The organism is Micromonospora sp. NPDC051196 (genome assembly GCF_040682415.1).
Taxonomy (GTDB): Bacteria; Actinomycetota; Actinomycetes; order Mycobacteriales; family Micromonosporaceae; genus Micromonospora.
In genome coordinates, this window is sequence record NZ_JBFBAY010000007.1 from 258717 (window position 1) to 285020 (window position 26304).

The 26304-nt window shown below is 70.9% G+C and carries 23 protein-coding genes; 11 read left to right on the top strand and 12 right to left on the bottom strand.

Annotated elements, in window-relative coordinates:
• Nucleotides 1–119: 119 nt before the first annotated feature.
• The 3 genes from AB0M35_RS16585 to AB0M35_RS16595 form a co-directional block, all read right to left on the bottom strand.
• A complete protein-coding gene (locus AB0M35_RS16585) occupies nucleotides 120–1814 on the bottom strand; it encodes a right-handed parallel beta-helix repeat-containing protein (protein ID WP_363746091.1) in 1695 nt (564 codons plus the stop codon).
• Between the two features lie 351 nt (nucleotides 1815–2165).
• On the bottom strand, nucleotides 2166–3890 hold the full coding sequence (locus AB0M35_RS16590) for a right-handed parallel beta-helix repeat-containing protein (RefSeq protein ID WP_363746093.1): 1725 nt from the start codon (nucleotides 3888–3890) through the stop codon (nucleotides 2166–2168).
• 296 nt (nucleotides 3891–4186) lie between these two features.
• On the bottom strand, nucleotides 4187–5668 hold the full coding sequence (locus AB0M35_RS16595; protein ID WP_363746095.1) for an aminopeptidase P family protein: 1482 nt from the start codon (nucleotides 5666–5668) through the stop codon (nucleotides 4187–4189).
• A 237-nt stretch (nucleotides 5669–5905) separates the two neighbouring features.
• Here AB0M35_RS16595 and asnB point away from each other — a divergent pair, with 237 nt between their 5' ends.
• The gene (gene asnB, locus AB0M35_RS16600) at nucleotides 5906–7867 is read left to right on the top strand and encodes an asparagine synthase (glutamine-hydrolyzing) (protein WP_363746097.1); all 1962 of its coding nucleotides are present in this window, start codon (nucleotides 5906–5908) and stop codon (nucleotides 7865–7867) included.
• A gap of 111 nt (nucleotides 7868–7978) precedes the next feature.
• Here asnB and AB0M35_RS16605 read toward each other — a convergent pair whose 3' ends face one another.
• Nucleotides 7979–9088, bottom strand: a complete 1110-nt coding sequence (locus AB0M35_RS16605; RefSeq protein WP_363746099.1) for a lytic polysaccharide monooxygenase — start codon at nucleotides 9086–9088, stop codon at nucleotides 7979–7981.
• Between the two features lie 398 nt (nucleotides 9089–9486).
• Between AB0M35_RS16605 and AB0M35_RS16610 the strand changes: the two genes are divergently transcribed.
• Nucleotides 9487–10422 carry a PfkB family carbohydrate kinase gene (locus AB0M35_RS16610; protein ID WP_363746102.1) on the top strand — a complete coding sequence of 312 codons (936 nt, stop codon included), beginning with the start codon at nucleotides 9487–9489 and terminating at the stop codon, nucleotides 10420–10422.
• Nucleotides 10423–10427: 5 nt separating this feature from the next.
• Here the strand turns inward: AB0M35_RS16610 and AB0M35_RS16615 are convergent, their stop codons facing one another.
• Nucleotides 10428–11258 carry an MBL fold metallo-hydrolase gene (locus AB0M35_RS16615; RefSeq protein ID WP_363746104.1) on the bottom strand — a complete coding sequence of 277 codons (831 nt, stop codon included), beginning with the start codon at nucleotides 11256–11258 and terminating at the stop codon, nucleotides 10428–10430.
• Nucleotides 11255–11659, bottom strand: coding sequence for a hotdog domain-containing protein (locus tag AB0M35_RS16620; protein ID WP_363746106.1), 405 nt, complete (start codon nucleotides 11657–11659; stop codon nucleotides 11255–11257). The genes AB0M35_RS16615 and AB0M35_RS16620 overlap by 4 nt, the downstream gene beginning before the upstream one ends.
• A gap of 210 nt (nucleotides 11660–11869) precedes the next feature.
• Here AB0M35_RS16620 and AB0M35_RS16625 point away from each other — a divergent pair, with 210 nt between their 5' ends.
• Complete coding sequence (locus tag AB0M35_RS16625; RefSeq protein ID WP_363746108.1) at nucleotides 11870–12895, top strand: phosphatase PAP2 family protein; 1026 nt, start codon at nucleotides 11870–11872, stop codon at nucleotides 12893–12895.
• Between the two features lie 88 nt (nucleotides 12896–12983).
• On the opposite strand, the gene AB0M35_RS16630 is transcribed toward AB0M35_RS16625, so the two are convergent.
• The 3 genes from AB0M35_RS16630 to AB0M35_RS16640 all read right to left on the bottom strand — a co-directional run bounded on the left by AB0M35_RS16630 (nucleotide 12984) and on the right by AB0M35_RS16640 (nucleotide 15444).
• On the bottom strand, nucleotides 12984–14417 hold the full coding sequence (locus AB0M35_RS16630; RefSeq protein WP_363746222.1) for a PH domain-containing protein: 1434 nt from the start codon (nucleotides 14415–14417) through the stop codon (nucleotides 12984–12986).
• Nucleotides 14418–14536: 119 nt separating this feature from the next.
• Entirely contained in the window at nucleotides 14537–15076 is a 540-nt protein-coding gene (locus AB0M35_RS16635) for a PH domain-containing protein (RefSeq protein ID WP_363746110.1), read from the bottom strand.
• 95 nt (nucleotides 15077–15171) lie between these two features.
• A complete protein-coding gene (locus AB0M35_RS16640; protein WP_363746112.1) occupies nucleotides 15172–15444 on the bottom strand; it encodes a hypothetical protein in 273 nt (90 codons plus the stop codon).
• Nucleotides 15445–15686: 242 nt separating this feature from the next.
• Between AB0M35_RS16640 and AB0M35_RS16645 the strand changes: the two genes are divergently transcribed.
• Genes AB0M35_RS16645 through AB0M35_RS16655 form a run of 3 tightly spaced genes read left to right on the top strand, consistent with a single transcriptional unit; the run spans nucleotide 15687 to nucleotide 18744 of the window.
• A complete protein-coding gene (locus tag AB0M35_RS16645; RefSeq protein WP_363746114.1) occupies nucleotides 15687–16796 on the top strand; it encodes a MoxR family ATPase in 1110 nt (369 codons plus the stop codon).
• A complete protein-coding gene (locus AB0M35_RS16650) occupies nucleotides 16775–17797 on the top strand; it encodes a DUF58 domain-containing protein (RefSeq protein ID WP_363746116.1) in 1023 nt (340 codons plus the stop codon). Before AB0M35_RS16645 ends, AB0M35_RS16650 begins: the two co-directional genes overlap by 22 nt.
• Nucleotides 17794–18744 carry a VWA domain-containing protein gene (locus AB0M35_RS16655; protein WP_363746118.1) on the top strand — a complete coding sequence of 317 codons (951 nt, stop codon included), beginning with the start codon at nucleotides 17794–17796 and terminating at the stop codon, nucleotides 18742–18744. Before AB0M35_RS16650 ends, AB0M35_RS16655 begins: the two co-directional genes overlap by 4 nt.
• 399 nt (nucleotides 18745–19143) lie before the next feature.
• On the opposite strand, the gene AB0M35_RS16660 is transcribed toward AB0M35_RS16655, so the two are convergent.
• The gene (locus AB0M35_RS16660; RefSeq protein WP_363746120.1) at nucleotides 19144–19269 is read right to left on the bottom strand and encodes a hypothetical protein; all 126 of its coding nucleotides are present in this window, start codon (nucleotides 19267–19269) and stop codon (nucleotides 19144–19146) included.
• Between the two features lie 567 nt (nucleotides 19270–19836).
• On the opposite strand from AB0M35_RS16660, the gene fabG reads away from it, so the two are divergent.
• From fabG to AB0M35_RS16680, 4 genes are all read left to right on the top strand, one after another.
• The gene (gene fabG, locus AB0M35_RS16665) at nucleotides 19837–20541 is read left to right on the top strand and encodes a 3-oxoacyl-ACP reductase FabG (protein ID WP_363746122.1); all 705 of its coding nucleotides are present in this window, start codon (nucleotides 19837–19839) and stop codon (nucleotides 20539–20541) included.
• Between the two features lie 60 nt (nucleotides 20542–20601).
• Nucleotides 20602–21369 (top strand): enoyl-ACP reductase FabI, encoded by a 768-nt coding sequence (gene fabI, locus AB0M35_RS16670; protein WP_363746124.1) that lies wholly within the window; start codon nucleotides 20602–20604, stop codon nucleotides 21367–21369.
• A gap of 112 nt (nucleotides 21370–21481) precedes the next feature.
• On the top strand, nucleotides 21482–22513 hold the full coding sequence (locus AB0M35_RS16675) for a ferrochelatase (RefSeq protein WP_363746126.1): 1032 nt from the start codon (nucleotides 21482–21484) through the stop codon (nucleotides 22511–22513).
• Nucleotides 22514–22550: 37 nt separating this feature from the next.
• Nucleotides 22551–23330 (top strand): HAD-IIA family hydrolase, encoded by a 780-nt coding sequence (locus AB0M35_RS16680; protein ID WP_363746128.1) that lies wholly within the window; start codon nucleotides 22551–22553, stop codon nucleotides 23328–23330.
• Between the two features lie 207 nt (nucleotides 23331–23537).
• Here AB0M35_RS16680 and AB0M35_RS16685 read toward each other — a convergent pair whose 3' ends face one another.
• Entirely contained in the window at nucleotides 23538–24392 is an 855-nt protein-coding gene (locus tag AB0M35_RS16685; RefSeq protein ID WP_363746130.1) for an SDR family NAD(P)-dependent oxidoreductase, read from the bottom strand.
• Nucleotides 24393–24542: 150 nt separating this feature from the next.
• Between AB0M35_RS16685 and AB0M35_RS16690 the strand changes: the two genes are divergently transcribed.
• Entirely contained in the window at nucleotides 24543–25451 is a 909-nt protein-coding gene (locus AB0M35_RS16690) for a helix-turn-helix transcriptional regulator (protein ID WP_363746131.1), read from the top strand.
• A gap of 16 nt (nucleotides 25452–25467) precedes the next feature.
• Here AB0M35_RS16690 and AB0M35_RS16695 read toward each other — a convergent pair whose 3' ends face one another.
• Nucleotides 25468–26262, bottom strand: coding sequence for a hypothetical protein (locus AB0M35_RS16695; protein ID WP_363746133.1), 795 nt, complete (start codon nucleotides 26260–26262; stop codon nucleotides 25468–25470).
• Between the last annotated feature and the right edge of the window lie 42 nt (nucleotides 26263–26304).

Genomic DNA, 26304 nt, shown 5'->3' on the forward strand with positions numbered 1-26304 from the left:
CCCGTTCGCGCCCGCAGCAGGCAGCCACCGACAGAACGGCGCGGACCGGCTCCCTTCCATGGTCGGAAGGGAGCCGGTCTGCGGTCGGAACCGGTGCCAGTGCCGGTCAACCGGGTGGATCAGCCGAAGCAGCCGTTCGGAATCACCGGGCTGCCGAGGCAGTTGGTGGGGCGGTTGTCGGTGATGACGGACTTGTCGTCCAACACCACGCCGTCGTTGTTGGTGAAGACGCCGCCCGGCTTGTTGCGGGCGGAGTTGTGGGCCACCTTGGTCTTGGTCAGGTAGACCCAGCCGCCCTTGTTGAAGATCCCACCGCCGGTGGAGAACGGGCCGACGGCACGGTTGCCGGTGACCTCGGTGTCCCGCAGCGTGGTCTTGCTGTCCTCGTTGAACAGGCCGGCGCCGAAGAACCCGGCGACGTTGTCCTTGATGACGCTGTCGTCGACCGTGGCGGTGCTCCAGTCGACCACTGCCAGGCCGCCGCCGACACCTGCGGTGCTGTTCTTCGCGACCGTGCTGTGCGCCAGGGTGAGCTGGCTCTTCTTGGCCGCGAGGATGCCGCCACCGGCGATCAGCGCGGTGTTGTCGGAAACCTTCGAGTGCTTGACGGAGGTCTGACCGCCGATGTCGAGGATGCCGCCGCCGAAGCCGGTGGTCTCGTTCCCCTCGATCTCGGACTTCTCGACGTACAGGGTGCCGTTGTCGATGCCGGCGTGGTGCAGCTTGTCCTTGTACGGCTTGAACTTGACCAGACCGTTGGAGATGCCCGCACCGCCGATGATCGCCTGGTTGTTCTTCACCGCCGATTTCTCGATCTTGAGGACGCCGACGTTGAGGATTCCGCCGCCGAAGAGGAAGGCGGTGTTGTCGGCGACGCGGCTCTCGTCGAGCAGGGTCTGGCCGTAGTTGGCCACGGCGCCACCGTTGGCACCGGACTGGTTCTCGACGAACTCGGTGTCGTGGACATCGGCCCGGCCGCCCGGCTGCACCAGCAGGCCCGCGCCGTCAAAGCGGCCCGGCTCCCAGTCGCCCTCGGCCTTCCCCTCGGACTGCCACTCCTGCTCCCCGTCGACCTGGGCGGCGGCTGGCGCCGCGGCCGCGTCGGTCTCGGCCGGTGGCGCAGCCGCCGCCTTCGGCCCGGCCTGCAACGCGGTGGCCAGCGGCTTACCGCCCTGTACGGTGTCCGTCGCCTCGCCCGAGCCAGAGAACTGTGACCACGTCTCCCGTGGCTCCGGCGCCGAGACCTTCTTGGCCGGCGCGGTCTGGCCACCCTTGATGGTCAGGCCCTTGAGGGTGAGTTCCCCGCCGGGACCGACATTGAGGATGCGGAACGGCTTGGCCGTGGCATCCCGCTCGATCTTGGTCCGGTCGCCCTTGAGGGTGATCGGCTGAGTGATCTTCGGTAGGCCGTTGCCCCACTTGTCGTGCCGGGTGAGCTTGTAGGTGCAGCGCTCGGCCAGCCTCAGCGTGGCACCGTTCCGGTTGTTGGCGAGGGTGATCGCCTCGATCAGCTTGTCGGTGTCGCAGGGCACCTCCCTCGCCCGCTCGTCGTGCCGATCGCGGTCCCGCTTCTTGCCGTCGTGTTCCGCCTCCTTGCCGTTGTGTTCCGCTTCGCCCTGGGCGTCGTCGCGGCTGACCTGCTGGGTGGTCGACCACTTCACCCCGTCACTGCCGCCGACCGCCCCGGCGCCAGCGACGCCGACCGCGGCGATGCTGACCACGCCGGTCAAGCCGGCAACGCCGCTGGCCACCCAGAGCTTGCGGCGACGCTTCGGCGTCGGCCGATCATCGTTGTTCGCTAGGTAGTTGGACATCGGAGCTTTTGCCCTCTCCTCGTACCAGACAGGGTCGCACCGCCTCAGGCGGGCGTCCCCTGCTACAAATCGGTTGTAGCTCCCGAAACCAACAGTATGAGAATCTTCCTCATCTCGCGGTCAAATGCGAAACGAACCCGCATTAGGTGCATTTGCTGTCCCACCCACCCAAGCCCTCATCCCCACCCCACCTTGCCCGCACCCCGGACAGGCGGCTGATCAAGAGCTTTTGGTCGTGCTCCACGCCATTCGTGACGCGGTGCGGGTGGGGGAGAGGGGAGGGCTTCTTCGGGACGCCGGGTGGCGGCCCGGAGAAGCCCTCCGGCTATGTGGTCTGGCTTTCGATGTGTCTCAGCCGAAGCAGCGGTCCGGAACGACCGGGCTGCCGAGGCAGTTGGTCGGGCGGTTGTCGACGACCGTGGACTTGCTGTCGATGTCGACGCGGTCGTTGTTGGTGAAGATGCCGCCCGGCTTCTTGGTGGAGAAGTTGAAGGCCACCTTCGACCGGATCAGGCTGACCTTGCCGCCGTCGTTGAAGATCCCGCCGGCCTGTGCGTACCTGCCGACCGCCTGGTTGGCGAGGACCTCGGTGTCCCGCAGCACGGTGAATCCGAAGTTGAAGATTCCGCCACCGTCGCCGTCGGAGACGTTCTCCTTGATGAGACTGTGCTCGATGACGGCCTTGGTGCCCCTACCGATGCCGATGCCGCCGGCCCGGCCCTGGGTGGAGTTCTTCGCGACGAGCACGTGCTTGAGGGTCAGCTGACTGTCGACGTTGGCGAGCACACCGCCGACGTCGGAACCCGCGGTGTTGTCGGTGAACTCGCTGTGGCTGGCCGAGGTGGTCCCGCCGTTGTCGGCCAGGCCGCCGCCGTCACCCGCGGTCCGGTTGTGGCTGATCTTGCTCTTGAAGATGTAGACGGTGCCGCCCTCGATCCCGTACTTGTCGGACGAGCCGTTGGCGATGCCGCCGCCGCCTTCCTCGGCGCTGTTGTGAACCACCTCGGACTGCTCGACCTGGAGAGCTCCGGCGTTGAAGATGCCGCCGCCGAAGCCACCGGCGCTGTTGCGCTCGATCAGGGTCCTGTCGATGCGGGTGGCGCCGAAGTTGGCGATGGCACCCCCGTCGCCGGCCGCGTGGTTCTGTACGAAGGTGCTGTGCTCGACGACGGCGCGACCACCCTGGTGGACCAGGAGGCCCGCGCCCTCGGTGGGCGTGTGCCCGTGCCCGCCGGTGGGCCACGGAGCCGGCGTCGCCCCCGAACCGGGCCCGCCGGCTCCGGGCGCGGCTGCCGCCTGAGGTGCGACCGCCGGTGCGGCTGCTGCCTGAGGTGCGACCGCCGGTGTGTCGGGCGCGGCGTCAGCCGCCTCCGGTGTGGCCGTGGGGGTCGTCGCTTCCCCCTTCGATCCCCACCGTACGCGGGGCTTCGAGTCGTCCTTCTTCTTGTCGTCCTTGAGCTGGCCGCCCTTGATGGTCAGGCCTTTGAGGGTGAGTTCCCCGCCGGGGCCGACGTTGAGGATGCGGAACGGCTTGGCCGTCGGGTCCCGCTCGATTCGGGTCTTGTCGCCCTTGAGGGTGATCGGCTGGTTGATCCGTGGCAGGCCGTTACCCCACTCGTCGTGCCGGGTCAGCGTGTAGGTGCAGTGCTCGGCCAGCTTCAGGGTCGCGCCGTCGGTCCGGTTGGCCAGGGTGATCGCGTCGATCAGCTTGTCGGTGTCGCACGGCACCTCCTTCACCCGTTCTCGGCCTTCGAAGCGCTTGCCCTTGCCGTCCCGGTCGTCCCGGTCACCCTTGCCGTCCCGGTTGCCCAGGTCGTCCTTGCCGGACTCCGCGCCACCGGTCTCCTCGGCCTTGTCCGCGTCGCTGACGTGCTGTTTCGGCGCCGACGCCGGCATGTTCGACGCCTCTTGCCGCTCGCCGGACTTCTGGTTACGGGCGGCCACGCCGCCCACGGCGGCCAGGCCGACGACACCGGTCAAGCCGGCTACCCCGGCGGCCACCCAAAGCTTCCGTCGTCCTCGTCTCGGTGAGGCCATGGGGGCCTCGCCGGAGGGAGTCGTTAGGTCGTTGGACATCAGAGCTTTCCGCCCTTCCTGCTACCAAACGGGCTCGCACCACCCGAAGGAGGCGCGGGCAGCTACAAATCGGTTGCAGCCTCCGACGACCACCGTATGAGAAGGATCCTCGCGACAAGGGCGTATCCGAATAAGCCCCACATTTGATGTATTCAGGGTATCTGCCGGTCAAGGTGCCGGCCTGGGTAGGAAGCGGGTGACCAGGGTGAACACGGACGGGCCCCGCTCGGGGTGTGCTGGACGTACGAAACGTCGCACACCGCCGGGCGGGGCCCGTCGTGCGGTCGCCGGCGCGGTCAGCCGGGCAGGCGCGGGCCCGCCTCACGCTGCTCGGCCAGCCAGGTCTCCACCTCGTCGGCCCGGCGGGGCAGGCCCGCCGACAGGTTCACCGCGCCGGAGCTGGTGACCAGGACGTCGTCCTCGATCCGGATGCCGACACCGCGCAGTTCCTCGGGGACCAACTCGTCCTCCGGCTGGAAGTACAGCCCCGGCTCGACGGTGAGCACGTACCCCTCGCCCAGGCTGCCGTCGCGGTAGGCCTCCTTACGGGCGTTCGAGCAGTCGTGCACGTCGATGCCGAGCATGTGCCCGAACCCGTGCAACGTCCACCGGCGGTAGACGGTGGAGTTCTCGTCCATCGCCTCGTCCACGCTGACCGGCAGCAACCCCAGCTCGGCCAGACCCTCGGCGAGCACCCGCATGCAGGTCAGGTGGACGTCCTTGAACGCCACGCCCGGCTTGATGACGTCGATGCCGGCCTGCTGCGAGGCGTACACGATGTCGTAGACCTGCCGCTGGAGAGCGGTGAACCGGCCGTTGACCGGCAGCACCCGGGTTACGTCGGCGGTGTAGAGGTTGCGTCCCTCCACGCCCATGTCCATCAGCAGCAGCTCGCCCGGTCGGGTGACGCCGTGGTTGTGCACCCAGTGCAGGATCGTGGCGTGCTCGCCGGCACCGACGATCGAGCCGTAGCCGACGTCGTTGCCGTCGTGCCGGGCGCGCAGCGCGAAAATCCCCTCCAGCAGCCGCTCCGAGACGCCCTGGTCGGCCGGCAACGCCCGAGCCACGTCCTCGAAGCCGCGTACGGTGGCGTCGATCGCCTCCTGCAACTGGCTGATCTCCCACTCGTCCTTGACGAGCTTCTGCTCGGAGATGGCGATGGCCAGCTCACGATCCCGGGCCGGCTGGCCCTCGTCCCGCGGACCGTCGTACGCGCGTACCGCGGCGTCCACCCGGGGGTCGAAGCCGCGCAACACCCGGGTACGCGCCGGGGCGAGCCCGGCCAACGCCGCGTCCAGCTCGGCCAGGTCGGCGGTGGGCAGGCCCAGCTCGGTCGACTTCTCGGTCAGCGTGTGCCGCCGGCCCACCCACAGCTCGCCGTGCCGGCTGCGGAAGAACTCGTCGTTCTCCCGCGAGCTACGCGGCCGCATGTACAGGATGGCGTCGTGTCCCGAACCATTGGGCCGCAGCACCAGGACGCTGTCCGGGTCATGGTCACCGGTCAGGTACGCGAAGTCGCTGCCCGGTCGGAACCGGTACTCGGTGTCGTTGGCGCGGACCTTCTCCCCGCCGGTGGGAATCACCAGCGTCTCACCCGGGAAGGCGGCCGAGAGGGCGGCCCGACGCTTGGCGTGGTTCGGCACCTCCGGTCGGGGACCGACCGGCAGCGTGGTGTCCCGCCAGCCCTGCCGCATGAACGCCAGGAACGCCGGTGGGAAATCCGGGTCGTGCGACTCGGTGCCGTCGGTCGGCTTGCCGTCGGTGCGTTCCTCGGTCATGCCCGCTCCCTTCATGCCATTGCTGGCCCCGACCGTACCGCTCATTGCTGGCCCTGACCGTACCGCTCATAGCCGGCCCGACCGTACCGCGAATCCGGCTCGCGTCGGCTACGGCGGTGACGCCGGTCGGTCCCCGCGACCCGATGCGGCCCCACCGGGCGGCGTGCCGCGAGGTCGGTCCGGGCGAGCCCGCCCGTGCCGCAACGCCCGATTCGTACGCGTGGAAGGATGACCACCATGTGCGGACTCCTGGCTTTTTTCAGTGCGCGCGGCGATGCCGCCGCTCACCGCGACAGCATCGCCGGAGCGTTGGAATGCCTGCACCACCGCGGCCCGGACGAGACCGGTGTCGAGGTGGTCGGGGACGCCTCCGGCCGGTACGCGGACGGGGTCTTCGCCCACAAGCGGTTGGCGATCATCGACGTCGCGCTCAGCCACGAGCCGTTGCCCTACGCCGACGGGCGTTACCTGCTGACCTTCAACGGCGAGATCTACAACTACATCGAGCTGCGCGAGGAGTTGATCCGCGAGCACGGCGCCCGGTTCGCCACCAACGGTGACGGTGAGGTGATCGTCGCCGGCTACCACTACTGGGGCGAGCAGGTGCTCACCCGGCTGCGCGGCATGTTCGCCTTCGTCATCTGGGACCGGCAGGCCCGCCGCGCGTTCGGTGCCCGCGACTACTACGGCATCAAGCCGCTGCACTACCTGGAGACCGCCGACGGGCTCTACCTCGCCTCGGAGAAGAAGGCCCTGCTGCCCTTCGCGCACTCCGCCCACATCGGCGACGCCGGGGTCGACACGGCGAACCTCAGCCACTATCTGACCTTGCAGTACGTCCCCGAGCCGGGCACCCTGCACAAGCAGATCAGCCGGATCGGCTCGGGGGAGTACCTCACCTGGACCCCGGGCGGCCGGATCGACGTACGCCGCTGGTACCGCCCGGTGTTCCGGCCCGCCCCGGTCGCCGACGAGCAGAAGCTCTACCACGAGATCCGGGAGACGCTGCGCGAGAGCGTACGCATGCACATGCGCTCCGACGTGCCGGTCGGCTCGTTCCTGTCCAGCGGGATCGACTCCACCGCGGTGGTGGCCTTGGCGCGGGAGTTCAACCCGAACATCCTCACCTTCACCGTCGGCTACGACGTGCCGGGCTACTCCGAGATCGACGTCGCCCAGGAGTCCGCCCGGCACCTCGACGTGACCACCATCCCGACCAAGATCGGGCCGCAGGACATGATCGAGGCGCTGCCGAAGATCGTCTGGCACCTGGACGACCCGGTGGCCGACCCGGCGCTGGTGCCGCTCTACTTCGTGGCCAAGAAGGCCGCCGAGCACGTCACCGTGGTGCTCTCCGGCGAGGGCGCCGACGAGTTCTTCGGCGGATACACGATCTACCGTGAGCCGCTCTCGCTGAGCAGCGTCAACGGGCTGCCCGGCGGGGTCCAGAAGGGTCTGCGGGCGGTGTCCAAGGCGATCCCGCAGGGGGTCAAGGGCAAGAGCTTCCTGGAACGCGGCACCACCCCGATCGAGGAGCGCTACTACGGCAACGCGCGGATGTTCACCGAGGAGGAGAAGCAGCATCTGCTGCGCCGCTACGACCCCTCGGTGCGCTACACCGACGTCACCGCGCCGATCTACGCCGAGTGCACCGAACTGGACGACGTCACCAAGATGCAGTACGTCGACCTTTACACCTGGCTGCGCGGCGACATCCTGGTCAAGGCCGACCGGATCTCCATGGCGCACTCGCTGGAGGTGCGGGTGCCCTTCCTCGACCGCGCCGTCTTCGAGGTGGCGGCGAAGATCCCGGTCGAGCTGAAGCTGCCGCCGCGCTCGGATGCCACCAAGTACGCCATGCGCCAGGCGTTGCAGGGCGTGGTGCCGCCGGCCATCGTCAACCGCAAGAAGCTCGGCTTCCCGACCCCTACCCGGGTCTGGCTGCGCGGCGAGATGTACGAGTGGGCCCGGCACGTGCTCACCACCTCGGGCGCCGGTGACCTGCTCGACCTGTCGTACGCGCTGCGCCTGCTGGAGGAGCACAAGCGGGAGGAGGCCGACCACTCCCGCAAGGTGTGGACGGTGCTGATCTTCTGTATCTGGCACGCGATCTTCGTGGCGAAGACCCTGGACCCGGGCATCCAGCGCAACCAGTCGGCCCTGCTCACCAAGCCCGTCGTCGGCTCGATGGTGCGCTGAGCCGTAAGCGGCGCTGAGCCGTAAGCGGCGCTGAGCCCGTAAGCGGCGCTGAGGCGCAATCAGACAAGCGGAAGGGGGCCCCGACCGGGGCCCCCTTCGTGGTGCTGGTGATCAGCTGGCGGTGCAGGTGATCGTGGGAGTCGAGCTGGTACCGCTGGCAAGGAAGCCGAAGCTCGTAGTGCCGTTGGCCCCGAGACTGCCGTTGTACGACACGTTGCGGGCCGTCACCGACGAACCGGACGTGGTGTGGGTCGCGTTCCAGACCTGGCTGATCTGCTGGCCACTGGACAAGGTCCAGTTCGCAGCCCAGCCGTTCAACGGCGCGGTGCCGGTGTTCTTGATCTCCACCTCGCCCTGGAAACCACCCGACCAGCTGTTGGTCAGCTTGAAGGTGGCCGAGCAGCCGCTGTTGTTGCCGGGCGGCGGGGTGGTCGGCGGCGGCGTGGTGGGCGGCGGGGTCGTGGGCGGCGGGGTGGTCGGCGGCGGGGTGGTGGGCGGCGGGTTGGTGCCACCGCCGATGCCGGTCACCTCACCGTTGCCGCCGTCGAAGGTCACGTCGGAGCAGCCGAAGAAGTTCTCCTGGCTGTCCGAGCGGACCCAGCGGGAGTAGATGATGTGCCGACCGCTCTTGTTCGCCGGCAGGGTGCCGGTGAAGTAGTAGTGGCCGTCGTTGGTGCCGACCGCGCCGCGCTGCGGCGGGTTGGTCACCGTCAGGAACGGCTGGGCCTCAAGGTCGCTCCAGGCCAGCGCCCGGGTCGGGCTCCAGCTGTCCCTGGTCACGTAGAAGTAGAACGTGCCCGGGTGGTGGGCCCAGTTGCTGTACCGGAACTCCATGGTGCGGCCGGCGGTCAGGTGGGTCAGCGGCCAGTCGTTGCGGGCCAGGTCGTAGCCGCGGAAGCCGGTGGCGCCGCCGCTGCACAGCTGCCCGTCGGGGATGAAGCCGGTGGTGCGACCGCCGGCGTCCGAACGCAGCACGCTGAACCAGTTGTAGAGGGAGTTCGCACCGCTCTGCGCGACCGCCGCGGAACAGGCCGGGTTCTGCGGACGGATCTCACCGGTGGGGGAGAGCCCGTCGCGCCAACAGAGGTAGGTACGAGAGCCCGGCGTCATCGCCGCGCCGTGCGCGGCGGCCGGGTCGGGGCTGGCGGTCACGGCGACGACCGCGCTCGCAGCGAGAGTTACGGCCGCGAAGAAGATCGCGGCCAGACGAGGACGGTGCACAGGTTCTCCTGACTCGCGGGGACACCGGTCCGGTGGCCCCGCCGGAACGCGCGGGGGTGACGAGGTATGTCTGCCCCGCTGCTGTGGGCGGATGCGATTCGATGCGGCAGCCTGCGCCCAGGGCGGATGGCCCGACAGGCAGGTGCCGTCAGCATTCGATCGACGCGTAAATGCCCTCGCGTGCGGTGAACCCGGCGCCGGTGACGCGCAGCCCCGCGCCACCCGGCATCCCCTATCCCAGCATGCCGGGCGCATCGACGCAATAGTCATCTCTCGATGCCGTGTCGCGGCGGGTCCGTCTCGCGTCGACCGCGCACCCAATACCGTGGCTTCCGCGCCCGCGCGGCTCGCCCTGTGCCAGCCTGAGCATCACGACTGCCGACGGAGGGACCGGCTCGATGGGATACGCGGTGGTGCTCGGCGAAGCTCTCGTCGACCTGCTCGACACGGAATGCGACGGCGTGCCGGTCTACCGGCAGGCCATCGGCGGCGCCCCGCTGAACGTCGCGGTGGGCATCGCCCGGCTCGGCGGTGCGGCGCAGTTCGTCGGCGCACTCGGCGACGACACACTCGCCGACCGGATCCGTACCTTCCTCACCGCCGCCGGGGTCGGCCTGGACGGCGCGGTCACCGCCGCCGTACCGACCACGTTGGCCGTGGCCACCTTCTCCGGCGCCGAGCCGGACTTCCGCTTCTACGGCGATCCACCGTCGTACGCCCTGTTGAACCCCGAGGACCTCGACGTCGCGCTGATCGAGGGTGCGGACGTGCTCTACTGCGGCTCGATCGTGCTGCTGTCGCCGGCGCCCTTGGCCGCCGCGCGGCGGGCCTGGTCGCTGGCGACCGGCCTGCGGGTGTTCGACCCCAACGTCCGGCCCCGGCTGCTGTCCGGCCCGGCGGCGCTGACCGGCCTACGCGAGGTGGTCGCCGAGTTCGCCGCCGGGGCGCACCTGGTCAAGCTGAGCACCGCCGACGCGGAGCAGCTCTATCCGGGTGAGCCGGCCGAGGGCGTGGCGGCCTACCTGCGGGAGTTGGGTGCCGGCACCGTCGTGGTCACCCTCGGTGCCGCCGGCGCGGTGGTCGCCGCCGCCGGCACCGATCCGGTCCGGGTACCGGCGCCGAAGGTGACAGCGGTCGACGCCACCGGCGCGGGCGACTCGGTGCTGGCCGCCCTCGTCGCCGACCTGCTCGTCGCCGGTGCACCGGCCGACCCGACGGGCTGGAACGAGCGGGTCGCCTTCGCGCTGCGCGTCGCCGGGCTGGTCTGCGAACGTGCCGGCGGCGCCGTCGCCATGCCCACCCGGGCCGAGGTTGCCGACCGTTTCACCAGCTGACCCGCTCAGGCGGTGCCGTCCAACTCGGCGTAGCCGCGACGGGTGGCCAGCAGCGCGGGACGGGCCGGGAACGGTGCGTCGGCGGCGACCCGCTCCGGCGGCGCCGAGCCGGTGTGTCCGGCCCGGATCAGCCAGGCCAGCTCGACCAGTTGGGCGTGCTGCGCCCGGACGAACTCGACGTCCACCGGCTCACCGTGCCCCGGCACCACGACCGTCGCGGGGTTGGCCCAGCGCAGCAGTTCGGCCACCGCCTCGGGCCACTGCAACGGGTAGGAATCCTCGAATGCCGGCGGACCGGACTGCTCGACCAGATCACCGACGATCAGCACGTCGGCGTCGGGCACGTGCACCACGAGGTCGGCGTCGGTGTGCCCACGGCCGGGATGGCGCAGCACCACCCGCCGGCCCCCGACGTCGAGGGTGGCCTCGGTGCGGACGGTGTGCGTGGGCGCCAGCACGGTCACCTCGTCCAGTTGGGCCGCCAGCTCAGGGTGCTCGTCGCGCAGTTCCGCGTACGCCTCCCGGCGCAGCCGTTCCGGGTCGTCGCGCAACACCGCCGCGGCCATCTCGTGTGCCCAGACCGGTCGCGGCCCGTCGGCGGAGAGGGTGGCGTTGCCGAAGCAGTGGTCGAAATGGTGATGGGTGTTGACCAGGGTCAGCGGGTCACCGGTGACCGCGCGTACGGCGGCGGACAACTCGACCGCCTGCCCGACGGTGGACAGCGTGTCGACCAGCAGCGCCTCCCCGTCGCCCAACACCAGCGTGACGTTGACCGCGAGCAGCGGTTCCCGCAGCACCAACACCCGGTCGGCGACCTCGACGAAGCCGTCGCTCATGACGCCCCACCCGCCCGCTCGACGAAGCGGTGCCGGTCGACCATCACCCGCTCCACCCGACCCTCCGCCACGGTCTGCCCGCCCTCGGTGACGGCCACCTCGAAGGTCAGCCGACGCCGGTCGACCGCCGTCAGCCGGGCCTGCGCCACCACCGTCCGGCCCACCGGCGTCGCGGCCCGGTGATCCAACTCGACCCGGGTGCCGACGGTGGTCGTCCCGGCGGGCAGGTGACGGGCGGTCGCCGCCACCGTCGCCGCCTCGGCCAGGGCGAGCACCCGTGGGGTGCCGAGCACGGGTACGTCGCCGGAGCCGACGGCCTGGGCGGTGTCGGCGTCGGTGACGGTCAACTCGACCCGGGCCACCAGACCCGGCGTCAGGGCATGATCCGGCTGCTCCTGCATGGCCACAGCGTAGGTGTTCGCCCGGACCCCGGGCACCCGGGCGGCCACGATCACGCTCGATCAGGGCGCGCCGGGCCGGGGCTCCGGACCGGCCGGCTCGACGCCGGATGGCGTTCAGGCAGAGCCGGGGGTGCGACACCTGTCACTGCCCCGGCGCGGCAGGTGGTCCTGCGTGGGGCGATGGTTGATCCGCCGTTAACCTTGTCCGCGATGTCTGCCATGACCGACCCTCAGCCCGCCGCCCCCGCCGAGTCACCCGCCCCGCCGGACGGCGGTCGCCGCCGGGTGATCGCGATGTCGCTGTGGGTTCTCGCGTTCGTGGTGGGTTGGTTCGCCATCGGCCTGCCCACCGATCCGCTGTACGCGTTCTTCTGGATCTGGGCCGGCACCATCGCCTGGAACTCCGCCCGTCCGTGGCGCAGCCACCTGCGTTTCGCCCGGGACTGGGTACCGGTGGTGCTGTTGCTGGTCGCGTACAACCTCTCCCGTGGCTTCGCCTACCACGACGGGACGGTCCCGCACGCGTACGAGTTGATCCTGGCGGACCGGTTGATGTTCGGCTGGGCCACCGGCGGTGAGGTGCCGACGGTCTGGTTGCAGCAGCACCTCTACCGACCCGACGTGCGCTGGTACGACGTGCTCGTCAGCTGGGTGTACTTCTCCCACTTCGTGGCGGCGCTGGCTGCCGCCGCAGTGCTCTGGGTGCGTTCCCGCAGTCGTTGGGCGGCGTTCATGCGTCGCTGGTTCTTCCTCTGCGCGTCCGGCCTGATCACCTACTTCCTCTACCCGGCCGCGCCGCCGTGGTGGGCGGCGCAGAACGGGTTGCTGGACGAGGTGGCGCGGATCTCCACGCGAGGATGGCGGGAGTTCGGCATGCACGGCGCCGGCAACCTGCTCAACGCCGGACAGTTGGCCTCGAACCCGGTGGCCGCCATGCCGTCGCTGCACACCGCGTTCGCGCTGTTCGTCGTGCTGTTCTTCCTACGCGGCGTACGGCGTCGCTGGTGGCCGCTGCTGTTGGCGTACCCGTTGGCGATGACCTTCACGCTGGTCTACAGCGGCGAGCACTACGTGATCGACGTGCTGGTCGGCTGGGCGTACGTCGGGATGGCCTTCCTCGTGGTCGGCCTGGCCGAGCGCTGGTGGGCCCGCCGGAAGGCCCGCCGTACCCCGACCGAACCGCCGACCACCCGGACCGCTCCCGCCGACCCGCCCACCGTCCCCGCGACCCGCTGATCCGCCGGATCGACTGCGACTCGGTGAGACCGCGACACGGGCGTGCCGGGTCACCGAGCCGCAGCCGATCCAGGTTGGGCTGGGTTCGTCACTCCTGCCGGCGGGCGGCGTGGCCGCGCGCGGACAACTCCGCCGCCAGCGCCCACGCCTCGGCGAGATCCCGGTCGACGGCCGCCGCACCGGCCCCGCCCGCCGTGTCGGCGTGGACCGTGGCCAGCCGTAGCAGACGCTGCAACGGCCCCTGCACCACCCGGACGCTCTGCAACCGGGCGTACGGCACGACGGTCACCTGGCGGGTGAGCAGGCCGGAGCGGACCGCGAAGACCCGGTCGGTCAGGCCGGCACCGAGCACCTGGCGACTGAGCGGGTTGAGCCAGCGGGCCCGGTCCGGCGGCGTCGTCAGCGGCAGCGACGCCAGGTCGACCCCCGGCAGTACCTCGGCCACGATCGCCTCGGCGGTGGGCAGGTCACCGACCGGCAGCAGGCGGTCCGGCCGATTGCGCTGGTCCGGATCGCCGGCGGCGTAGCCCGCCACCTCCAGCCGCAGCCGCAGCCAGCCCTTGAAGCGCCAGAGCAGCGGCCAGGTCACGCCGATGGTTTGCACCCGGTGCAGCGGTACGGTCTGCACCCTGGTCTCCAGCAGGCCGTTGCGGATGCGCAGCCGGTCGTCGTCGCGGGCCAGTTGGAACTGCCAGTCGTCGAGGACCCGGCGGACAGGTTGCAGCAGGATGCCCGCCATCGCGGTCAACGTGCTCGCCACCGCGATGAACGACCAGGAACCCTCCGACAGGAACTGCGCGGCGACGAAGAGCACGCCGAACGGCAGCAGGAACGCCTGCGGGGTGAGCAACTGGCTGACCAGCAGATCCTGGTTGCGTACCGAGTGCAGTGCCCGGCCGGTGGGCGGCTCCGGCCCGGTCGCTGTCGCCACCGGAGCGTGCTGCGGCGCGGCACCCGTTGCCCCTGCGGCCGGTCGGCCCGCCAGGGCCAGCAGACGCTGCCGCAGCGCTGCCGCCTCGCCGACGCTGAGGAAAGCCAGCGGCGCCTCGGTCTTACCGCCGCCGACCACCTCCAGCCGCAACTCGGCCAGCCCGGTGAGCTGAGCCAGCAGCGGTCGGACGACTTCGACGGCCTGGAGCCGTTCCAGCGGAATCGCCCGGGTCCGGCGCCAGAGCAGCCCCTCGTGGATCCGCAGCTCCCGCCCCACCACCTGGTAGCCGGTGTTGTACCAACTCACCACGGCCAGCACCGCGGCGCCCAGGACGATCACGATCACCATCGCCACGAACCAGCCGAACCCGACCCGGGACAACGTCGACCAGGACAGCCCGGCGATGACGACGACCAGCGACCTCGCGCTGTGCAGCACGGGACTCAGCGGGTGCAGCCGCTGCCGGGCCTGCGGCGCGCCCGGCTGGCCCGGCCAGCCACCGGGCGGGTACCCCGGTGGCACCGGACCCGGTAGGTACCCGAGTGGATATCCCGTCGGCGGCGGTCCCGCCGGCATACCGGGCGGCGGCATACCGGGCGGATACCCGGGCGGCGGATGGACCGGAGGCCACGTGCCGGCCGGATAGCCGGGCGGCGGCTGGCTGCCGGGCGCGGGTGTGGAACGGTCCGAGTCCCGGCCGGCGGGGTCGCTCACAGCCCTTCCGCCCGGTCCTGACCGAGCGCGGTGAGCCGGTCGCGCAACCGGGACGCCTCCGCGGGCCGAAGACCCGGCACCCGGGCGTCGCTCGCCGCCGCGGCGGTGTGCAGCTGTACGGTGGCCAGGTCGAAGGCCCGCTCCAGTGGGCCCGCGCTGACATCGACGAACTGCATCCGGGAGTACGGCACGATGGAGAGTCGGCGGACCAGCAGCCCATGCCGAACCAACAGGTCGTTCTCACGCTCGGCGTAACCCCAGGCGTGCACCGCCCGCACGATGGTCACCGCGCGCCAGACGGCGAACAGCAGGACCACGCCGAGGGCCAGGCCGAAGGGCCAGGCGCCGGTGAACACCCAGCCGACCCCGATCATGATCGAGAACACGGCCACCACGGCCGACAGTCGCAGCAGCTCCACCCAGATCAGGTCGGACGAGATCGCCTGCCATCGGACGGTGTCCGGCCACGGCTCAAGCGGACCGGACTGTCCGGCGGCCGCCTCCGGCAGTTGGCCGGCCACCTCCTCACCGCTCACGGGGCTCGTCTTTCGTTCGCGGCTGCGGGGCTCGCAAGCTCACTCCTCGCGCTCACGGTGCTCGTCTTTCGTTCGCGGCTGCGGGGCTCGCAAGCTCACTCCTCGCGCTCATGGGCCGGGCCGTTCTTTGTACGCGTCCACTCTTCGAGCGTAGGCGATTCGGCCAGCGGGGTGACCTCACGCAGGAAGCCACGAGCGGTGAGGAAGTCGTTGAGATAGCTGCGGTGCGCGTCGCAGGCGAGCCAGGTCTTGCGCCGTTCCGGCTGGTGCAGACGCGGATTGTTCCACCGCAGTGACCACTCGGCCGGGGCGTGACACCCACGGGCCGAACAGATCAGGGCTTGGGTGGAGGTGTCGGACTCGCTCATCCCGGCCAGTCTAGGGCTGCGGGAGAGAAATGAATGAGCGCCGGGCGGCCACGGGGGAAGCCGCCCGGCGACGGATGAATGGTACACACGCGGGGGCGCAATCTGTCCACTGGTGATCGGCGATTGGCGTGGCGACGGACGGTGTGGCGAAAATCGGTCGCTCCCGCCGTCCGTACTCAGCCGAGCATGCGAGGCTTGGTAGCGCACACGCCGCGACGACCGATTCATGCTGTGGAGGACCGGTGGCCCAGCCGACCACGCCCGACGCCCCGACGCCGAACGGGACGCAGCCGCAGACGCCCGCCGCGTCGACCACGCCGGCGCAGGACGCCGGCCTGCTGGAGCGGGCCCTGTTCGAGATCAAACGGGTGATCGTCGGGCAGGACCGGATGGTGGAGCGGATGTTCGTGGCGCTGCTCGCCCGGGGGCACTGCCTGCTGGAGGGTGTGCCCGGGGTGGCCAAGACACTGGCGGTGGAAACCCTGGCCAAGGTCGTCGGTGGCTCGTTCGCCCGGGTGCAGTTCACCCCGGATCTGGTGCCGGCCGACATCATGGGTACCCGGATCTACCGGCAGTCCAGCGAGAAGTTCGACGTCGAGTTGGGCCCGGTCTTCGTCAACTTCCTGCTCGCCGACGAGATCAACCGGGCGCCGGCGAAGGTGCAGTCGGCGCTGCTGGAGGTGATGAGCGAGCGGCAGGTGTCCATCGGTGGGGAGAGCCACCGGGTGCCGAACCCGTTCCTGGTGATGGCGACGCAGAACCCGATCGAGCAGGAGGGGGTCTACCCGCTGCCGGAGGCACAGCGGGACCGCTTCCTCATGAAGATCGTCGTGGGCTATCCGACCGACGCCGAGGAACGGGAGATCGTCTACCGGATGGGCGTCGCGCCACCCGAGCCCACCGCGGTGTTCGACACCGACGACCTGATCGCCCTACAGAACAAGGCCGACCAGGTGTTCGTACACAACGCGCTGGTCGACTACGCGGTGCGGCTGGTGCTGGCCACGCGTACGCCCGCTGAGCACGGCATGCCCGACGTCGCGCAACTGATCCAGTACGGTGCCAGCCCACGGGCCTCGCTCGGCCTGGTTCGCGCGACGCGGGCGCTGGCGCTGCTGCGCGGTCGGGACTACGCCCTGCCGCAGGACGTGCAGGACATCGCGCCGGACATCCTGCGGCACCGGCTGGTCCTCAGCTACGACGCGCTCGCCGACGACGTGCCGGCCGACCACGTGGTGCACCGGGTGATGTCGACCATTCCGATGCCGTCGGTGGCGCCCCGGCAGCAGGCGACCCCGACGCCACCGGGTGCGGTGGCGCCGACCTCGGGGTGGCCCGGGCAGCGATCGTGACCTCGACCACCCCTCCCGCCGGTCACCGGCAACGCGCACCCGACGTCGCGGACAACCGCTCCGGCGCCGTGCTGTCCCGTCTGCAACTGCTGGTCACCCGCAAACTCGACGGTCTGTTGCAGGGCGACTACGCCGGTCTGCTACCCGGGCCGGGCAGTGAGGCGGGGGAGTCGCGGGAGTACCGCCCCGGTGACGACGTGCGCCGGATGGACTGGCCGGTCACCGCCCGGACCACCACCCCACACGTGCGGCGTACGGTGGCCGACCGGGAGCTGGAGACATGGTTGGCGGTGGACCTGTCGGCGAGCCTGGACTTCGGCACCGGCCGGTGGCTCAAGCGGGAGGTGGTGATCGCCGCGGCGGCGGCCATCACGCACCTGACCGTACGCGGCGGCAACCGGATCGGCGCGGTGGTGGGCAGCGGCGACGACGTGCCCGTGCCGCGCCGGGGTCGTCGGTCGGCGCCCGCGCCGGTGGGGCCGGGACGGCTGGTCCGGCTGCCGGCCCGGTCCGGGCGTAAGGAGGCGCAGGGCCTGCTGCGCGCCATCGCCGGCACCGAGAGCCGGCCCGGCCGCAGTGACCTCGGTGCGTTGGTGGACATGCTCAACCGTCCGCCCCGACGACGTGGCGTCGCGGTGGTCATCTCCGACTTCCTCGCTCCGCCCACCCAGTGGGCCCGCCCGCTGCGCAAGCTGCGGGTACGGCACGACGTGCTGGCGATCGAGGTGGTCGATCCGCGGGAACTGGAGCTACCCGACGTCGGGGTGCTTCCGGTCGTCGACCCGGAGACCGGGGGGCTGCACGAGGTGCAGACCGCCGATCCGAGCCTGCGGCACCGGTACGCGACGGCGGCAGCCGCCCAGCGTGCGGAGATCTCCGCCGCGTTGCGCGCCGCCGGTGCCGCCCACCTGCGACTGCGTACGGACCGAGACTGGCTGCTGGACATGGTGCGCTTCGTGGCCTCGCAACGGCACGCGCGTACCCGGGGGACGACACGATGATTCGACTGCTCCAACCGTGGTGGCTGCTGGCCGTACTGCCGGTGCTCGCCCTCGCCGCGCTGTACGTCTGGCGGCAGCTGCGCCGCCGGGAGTACGCGATGCGGTTCACCAACGTGGACCTGCTGCGTACCGTGGCACCGAAAGGGCTGGGCTGGCGGCGACACGTGCCGGCGACCGCGTTCCTGCTCGCCCTGCTGGTGCTGGCCGGCGCCCTGGCCCGGCCGGCGATGGACACCCGGGAGCCGCTGGAACGGGCCACCATCATGTTGGCCATCGACGTGTCGCTGTCGATGCAGGCCGACGACGTGCCCCCGACCCGGTTGGAGGGGGCCCAGGAGGCGGCCAAGCAGTTCGTCCGGGAGTTGCCCGAGACGTACAACGTCGGGCTGGTCTCGTTCGCGAAGTCGGCCAACGTGCTGGTGCCACCCACCAAGGACCGCCCGGCGGTGACCAGCGCGATCGACGGTCTGGTGCTGGCCGAGGCGACGGCGACCGGGGAGGCGGTCTTCACCTGCCTGGAGGCGATCCGGTCGGTGCCGGCCGACGGCGCGGCCGGGATTCCGCCGGCGAGGATCGTGCTGTTGTCCGACGGCTTCCGGACGGCCGGCCGGTCGGTGGAGGAGGCCGCCGCGGCGGCGCAGGCGGCGAACGTGCCGGTCTCCACCATCGCGTTCGGCACCGACGCGGGGCACGTCGCCATCGGTGGACAACTGCAACGGGTGCCGGTGGACCGGATGGCGCTCGCCGCACTGGCCGAGACGACCGAGGGCTACTTCTACGAGGCCGCCTCGGTCAGCGAGCTGAAGCAGGTGTACCAGGACATGGGCAGCTCGATCGGCTTCCGCACCGAAGCCCGCGAGATCACCCAGTGGTACGCGGGCATCGCCCTGCTGCTGGCCCTCTGCGCCGGCGCGACCAGTTTGCTCTGGTCCTCCCGCATGCTCTGACCCCGCCCTCTGCACCCCGAACCGCCCTGCCTGCGCGGCGACGACTCCCACGGGTTTGGCACGGCGGTGTCTGCGCGCGGTCCGGCGCGCTGCCACCGGCATGCCGCAAGATCGTGCTCGATCTAGGATCGAGTGGCTTCGCGCGCGCTGCCAAACCACTCGATCCCACATCGAGCGCGATCTTGCCGGGGTCAGCCTCGTCGGATGTGCTGCACCGGCGAAGCATCCCCGGGCTGGCGGGTCTCAGGCGACGAGGGGCGTGGGCCAGCGGGCCCTGGGCCGACGAGGGGCGTCGCCCAGCAGGTTCCTGGGCCGACGACGAGCGCGGGCCACTGGACCCCAGGGTCGAGCGAGGGCGTGGGCCACTGGATCCCAGGGTCGACGACGAGGGGTGGGTGGTCAGTGGTTGCCGCTGGCCAGGACGAAAAGGATGGCAACCCAGACGGCGGCGAGGGTGAAACCCAGCGGGGCGACGTAGCGGCTCATGACAGGCTCCGGGGTGAGCGGTTCGTCGGCCCGGGACATGGGTGGACCGGCGAGGGGTGAATCGGGGACGCACACACACGAAGTCGTGACCGGGGGGCTTCCGGTTGGCACCCGCAGGCTCGGCCACTCCGGTTTGCGGACCGGAGGGCGGTGGCGGGGTGCGCGGGGAGCGGGCCAGCTCAGGCGGAGTGAGGCTCAGCGTGGCTGGCGGTCGGCCCGGCCACGACTGGGAGGATCGCTATCTGGCACAGCGATCACCTCCTGGAGTCGGGTCGGTCCGAGTGGTACGGGCCGCCGTGCGACCCGCAAACGGGAGTCAGCGTACACCCGCGATCGAACCGGGGCGCATCCGGCCGACCGCCCCGGACGCCGGGAAAGGACTGTGCGGCACCGGCCGGCGGGGGAAGCCGGAAGAGGTGGGGAAGCGGGAAGACGCCGGGGAGGCCGCAAGCGCCAACCGGCGACGGGGTGAACCCCCGTGCGCACCTTCCGTTGTCCGAGGTGGAGGCGATCAGTGTGGGCCCACGGGTGACGTGGGTCGGGTTAGTGATTACCGTGCGGTAGCGCCTAGTCTCCAACCCGCAGCGATCTTTGGAGGAACGTACCGTGTCTCGAACTGTGTTGGTCACCGGCGGTAACCGTGGCATCGGTCTGGCCGTCGCGCAGGCCTTCGCCAAGCAGGGCGACCGGGTGGCGATCACGCACCGGGGCAGCGGTGCGCCCGACGGGCTGTTCGGCGTGCGTTGCGACGTCACCGACAGCGAGTCGGTCGACGCGGCGTTCGCTGCCGTGGAAGCGGAGTTCGGGCCGGTGGAGGTGCTGGTCGCCAACGCCGGCATCACCGACGACACGCTGCTGCTGCGGATGTCCGAGGAGCAGTTCACCCGGGTGCTGGACACCAACCTGACCGGGGCGTACCGCTGCGCCAAGCGGGCGTCGTCGAAGATGCTGCGGGCCAGGTGGGGTCGCATGATCTTCGTTTCCTCGGTGGTCGGCCTCTCCGGCGGTGCCGGCCAGGTCAACTACGCGGCCAGCAAGGCCGGCCTGGTCGGGGTGGCCCGCTCGATCACCCGTGAGCTGGGCACCCGCAACATCACCGCCAACGTCGTCGCGCCCGGCTTCATCGAGACCGACATGACCGCCGTGCTCTCCGACGAGCGCAAGGCGGAGATCCTGAAGTCCATCCCGGCGGGCCGGATGGCCAGCGCGGACGAGGTCGCTGCGGTCGTCACCTGGCTGGCCGGCGACAGTGCCGGTTACGTCTCCGGCGCGGTCATCCCGGTCGACGGCGGCATGGGCATGGGCCACTGAATCCGAGCAGGCCACCGAACCGAGCAGCCCACTGAACCTGAGTACGGAGGAATGAGCATAATGTCCGGACTGCTGGCCGGTAAGCGGCTGCTCGTCACCGGCGTCATCACCGACGCCTCCATCGCCTTCTCGGTGGCCAAGCTCGCGCAGGAGAACGGCGCCCAGGTCGTGCTGACCGGGTACGGCCGGCTCTCGCTGGTGGAGCGGATCGCCAAGCGGCTGCCGGAGGCGGCACCCGTGATCGAGTTGGACGTGACCAACCCCGAACACCTCGCCGGGCTCGCCGACAAGGTTCGCGAGCACGTCGACGGCCTCGACGGGGTGGTGCACTCGATCGGGTTCGCCCCGCAGAGCTGCCTCGGCGGCGGCTTCCTCGACGCCTCCTGGGAGGACGTGGCGACCGCGCTGCACGTCTCGACGTACTCCTACAAGTCGCTGGCCGTCGCGGCGCTGCCGCTGATGTCGCCGGGCGGCGCGGTGGTCGGGCTGACCTTCGACGCCACCCAGGCCTGGCCGGTGTACGACTGGATGGGCGTGGCCAAGGCCGGCCTGGAGTCCGCCTCCCGCTACCTCGCCCTGCACCTGGGCAAGCAGGGCATCCGCAGCAACCTGGTCTCCGCCGGGCCGCTGCGCACGATGGCCGCCAGGTCGATCCCCGGCTTCGAGCAGTTCGAGGACGCCTGGTCCGGGCGGGCGCCGCTGGGCTGGAACCTCACCGACCAGGAGCCGGCCGCGCGGGCCTGCCTGGCCCTGCTGTCGGACTGGTTCCCCGCCACCACCGGCGAGATCGTGCACGTCGACGGCGGCTACCACGCCATCGGCGCCTAGGTGTAAGGAAGGGCCCCCTGTTAACGCCTGCGGTATAGCAGGGGGCCCCTTTTAACGGCCGGGACCCGGGGGCGTTGCCAGGTCGTCGTCCGGCAGGGGCAAGAATGGGGCCATGGCGTACGACGCGGTGGTGCTGGTCTCCTTCGGCGGCCCGGAAGGGCCGGACGACGTGCTGCCATTCCTGCAGAACGTGACCCGGGGGCGGGGCATCCCGCCGCAGCGGCTGGCCGAGGTCGCCGAGCACTATCAGCACTTCGGCGGAGTCTCCCCGATCAACCAGCAGTGCCGGGAACTGCTCGCCGCCGTCCGCGCCGACTTCGCCGCCCACCACCTCGACCTGCCGGTGTACTGGGGCAACCGGAACTGGCACCCGATGCTCGCCGACACCCTGGCGCAGATGCGCGACGACGGCGTACGGCGGGCGTTGGCCTTTGTCACCAGCGCCTTCGGTGGGTACTCCTCCTGCCGGCAGTACCAGGAGGACATCACCGCCGCCCGGGCCGCTGTCGGCTCGGACGCACCGGTGATCGAGAAGCTGCGCCAGTTCTGGGATCATCCCGGCTTCGTCGAGCCGCACGTCGACGCGGTACGGACGGCACTGAGCCAGCTCGACCCGGCCCGGCGGGACAGCACCCGGCTGGTCTTCACCGCGCACTCGGTACCCGTCTCGATGGCGGACAGCGCCGGCCCGCACGGCGGCCGGTACACCGCGCAGCTGGCCGAGACGGCCCGGCTGGTGCACACGGCGGCCGCCCCCGACCTGCCGTACGACCTGGTGTGGCAGAGCCGCTCCGGGCCGCCGCACGTACCGTGGCTGGAGCCGGACATCAACGACCACCTGGCGGTGCTCGCCGATCAGGGTGTCACCGCAGCGGTGGTCAGTCCGATCGGTTTCGTCTCCGACCACCTTGAGGTGATCTGGGACCTCGACACCGAGGCCCGGGACACGGCCAGCCGGCTCGGCCTGGACTACGTCCGCGCGGCCACCCCCGGCACCGATCCCCGCTTCGTGACCATGGTGCGGGAGTTGGTCCAGGAACGCATCGACCCGGCCGGGGTCGACCTGCGTCGCCGCCTCGGTGAGCTGCCGATCTGGGACACCTGCCCCACGGTCTGCTGTGTCCCGCCCCGCCGTCCGTCCTGACCGGCCCTGGCGACCCGACACCCCTGCGGAGACGAACATGCATGACCGTAAACCCGTCGAGAGTTGGCTCACCGACATGGACGGCGTGCTGGTGCACGAGGGCCAGCCGGTGCCGGGCGCCCCGGAGTTCATCAAGCGGATGCGCGCCTCCGGCAAGCCGTTCCTGGTGCTGACCAACAATTCCATCTACACCCCGCGTGACCTTCAGGCCCGGCTGGCCCGGATGGGGCTGGACGTGCCGGAGCAGGCGATCTGGTCCTCCGCGCTGGCCACCGCACAGTTCCTGGCCGACCAGCGGCCGGGCGGCACCGCGTACGTCATCGGGGAGGCCGGGCTGACCACGGCGCTGCACGCGGTGGGCTACGTGCTCAGCGACTTCGCGCCCGACTACGTGGTGCTGGGGGAGACCCGCACCTACAGCTTCGAGGCGATCACCAAGGCGATCCGGCTGATCAACGACGGGGCCCGGTTCATCTGCACCAACCCCGACGCCACCGGCCCGTCCGTGGAGGGTGCCCTGCCGGCCGCCGGCTCGGTGGCCGCGATGATCTCGAAGGCGACCGGGGTGGAGCCGTACTTCGTCGGCAAACCCAACCCGATGATGATGCGCTCGGCGCTGAACACGATCGACGCACACTCGGAGAACACCGCGATGATCGGCGACCGGATGGACACCGACATCCTCTGCGGGCTGGAGGCCGGGCTGGAGACCATCCTGGTGCTGACCGGCATCAGCACCCGCACCGAGGCGGAACGCTACCCGTACCGCCCGTCGCGCATCGTCAACTCCGTGGCCGACCTGATCGACGAAATCTGACGCGAGGGCGTCAGTTGGCGCGGAAGTGCCCCGCGGCGTCGATGAGGATCAGCGGCGGACCGGCCGTCGCGCTGGTAGGCGATCCGCGTCCCGTCCCGGGAGGTGACGTACGGCATGAGGTGAACCGTACTGCCCGTCGCGCTGGCGTGACCCCGACGGCCGACCGCATCCACGGATGGATCCGGCCGGCCACCACTGAGCCGGGGGTCAGTTCTGTGTGATGTCGGTGCTGAAGGCGAGTTCGCGGCCGGTCTCGACGTCGTTGGTCAGGGTTTCGATGCGGCTCCTGGCCAGGCCGTACGAGTCGGAGCCGAGCAGCTGGTGCAGGGGCGCCTTACCCGAGTCGGCGACCGTGATGATGGCGGTGGCTGCCTTGACCGGATCGCCGAGCTGGGTGCCCGGCATGGCCAGGTGCGCCTCGGTCATCTCGCGGATCGCCTGGTAGCCGGCGGCGGTGGCCTGGGGCAGACCGAGCGACGACGTACGCAGGAAGTTGGTGCGGGTGTAACCCGGCTCGATCACGTTCACCTTGATGCCGAAGCCGGCCACTTCCGCCGCGAGCGAGTCCGACAGGCCCTCCAGCGCGTACTTGGCCGAGCAGTACAGGCCCCAGCCGGGAAAGGCGGTCAACCCCAGAACCGAGGAGACGTTGATGATGTGTCCTTGGCCGGCGGCGCGCATCCCCGGCAGCACCGCGCGCAGGACGTTCCAGACGCCGAAGATCTGCACCTCGAACATCTGCCGCACCTCGGCATCGGTCGCTTCCTCGACTGCCCCGAGAAAGCCGTAGCCGGCGTTGTTCACCACCACGTCGATGCTGCCGAAGCGGTCGGTCGCGGCCCGTACCGACGCCGCGACGGCCGGCTCGTCGCCGAGGTCGACGCCGAGGGGCAGCAGCCGCTCCCCGGCGGCTGGCCCGAGGGCCGCCAGTAGGCGTTCGGTTGAGCGGGTGGCGGCGGCGACGTTGTCGCCTCGGTGCAGCAGCTGCCGTACCAGTTCGAGGCCGAGCCCTTGGGAAGCGCCGGTGACGAACCAGGTGACCGGACCGGTGGCGGATGCCATGGTGTGCTCCTTTGCGTTCGATGGGGAACACGTCCCATGGTTCGGCGAAGCAACGTGCTGCACCACGGCGAGCCAGGCCCAGCCGTGCCGGGGTATGACATGCCCACCCGACAGCTGTCGGCGGGCACCCGGACAACCGATCATTGGGTTATGAGCCGACGCACGGAACTGGGCGACTTCCTGCGAAAGTGCCGGGCCGACCTGACCCCGGAGCACGCCGGCCTCCCCGAGTCGCAGTCCGGTCGACGGGTGCGTGGCCTACGCCGGGAGGAGGTCGCCGCGCTCGCCGGGGTGAGCGTCGACTACTACACCCGGCTGGAACAGGGGCGTCACAGCAGTCCATCGGAGGCCGTCCTCGACGCTCTCGCGCGGGTCTTCCGGCTCGACGCGGTGGGGCGCGCCCACCTGGCCGACCTGGCCCGTCCGGTGCGTCGCAGCCCCGCGCCGCCGCCCACCCAGCGGGTGCGGCCGGCGATGCACCAGCTGATCGCCTCGATGACCGACCAGCCCGCGCTGATTCTCGGGCGCCGCACCGATGTGCTCGCTTCGAACACCCTTGCCCGGGCCCTGCTCACCGACTGGACTCAGCTGCCACCTCGGCACCGCAACTACACCCGCTGGATCTTCCTCGACCCCGCCGCGCGGGAAGCCTTCCTCGACTGGCCGACCGTGGCCGCCGAGGTGGTCGGGACCCTGCGGCTCTACGCCGGCCGCAACCCCGACGACGTCCGGCTCAACGAACTTGTCGGCGAACTGACCATCAGGAGTGCCGACTTCCGCAGGTGGTGGAACGGGCATCAGGTGCACGAGCGCACGTACGGCGTCAAGCGGATGATGCACCCGGCCGTCGGGCCGATCACCCTGCGGTTCGAGGCGCTGTCGCTGCCGGGCGACCCGGAGCAGACGCTGTTCCTCTACAGCACCGACCCTGGCAGCCCGTCACACGACAATCTGCGCCTGCTCGGGCTCCTCGCCGCCCAGCAGGTCGCGGGCGCCGCCGCTGCGGTGTCGGACCCGCCACCGGTGCCCGACGCGTCGCGTACCGTCGATCCCTCCTGAACCGGCGACACCTCCACTACGGGCGTAGCGGGGCGTTGCAGGCGGCGACGAGGGCCTGGCGGCAGGCGGCGGTCAGGGGGCGCAGGGCGGCGTCGCGCTGCTGGGCCTCGTAGTTGTTGACCGCGCCGCCGGGTGCGGCGTGCCCGGCCAGAGCCAGCACCCGGTCGAGTACGGCGGCGCGGGCGAACAGCCGGCGGGCCCGTGGGTCGAAACCGGGCGGCAGGTCGGTGGTGCCGTCCGGGCGGCGTAGCGCCTCCAGCGCACCGGCCAACTCGGGACGCCACTGGGCGATGTCCAGGCGGGTCAGCGCCGCTGTCGTGTCGGCCAGCGCGGCGGCCAGTTCCGCCTCGGCCTCGGCGGCGCCGGGCAGGGTGAGCGATGCGGCCGGGGCGTTCGCCGGCAGCGGGTACACCCGCCAGAGCACGGTCTCGAAGGTGTCCCCGGAGCCCGAGGTGTGCACCCGTACCTGGGGGATCAGACCCATCGCACCGGCGACCACCGCTTCACCGGCGAGCAGCGCTTCACCGGCGAAGTCACCCGGGCCGGGCAGGCCACGGGGGTCGCCCGGCGCCGGCAGCACCAGCCGGATCTCGTCCGGCGAGAGCTTGGCCAGGGTGGGCAGGGCCTCCCGCAGCGGCACGTCCGTCCAGGTGCCGGGTGCGTCGGCGACCAGGTGCTCCTCGTCGCCGGCGACCTCGTCGGCGACCTCGTCGAAGGGCACCAGCCCGGCGCGCCATGCGCGCACCCAGGCAACGAACCGGCTCGACCGGCGCGGCGCGAGGATGGCCGCACCCGCAGCGGGGGTGGACATGCGGAAAGAGTACGTGCTCCCGCCCGCCCCTGTCTCGACTGC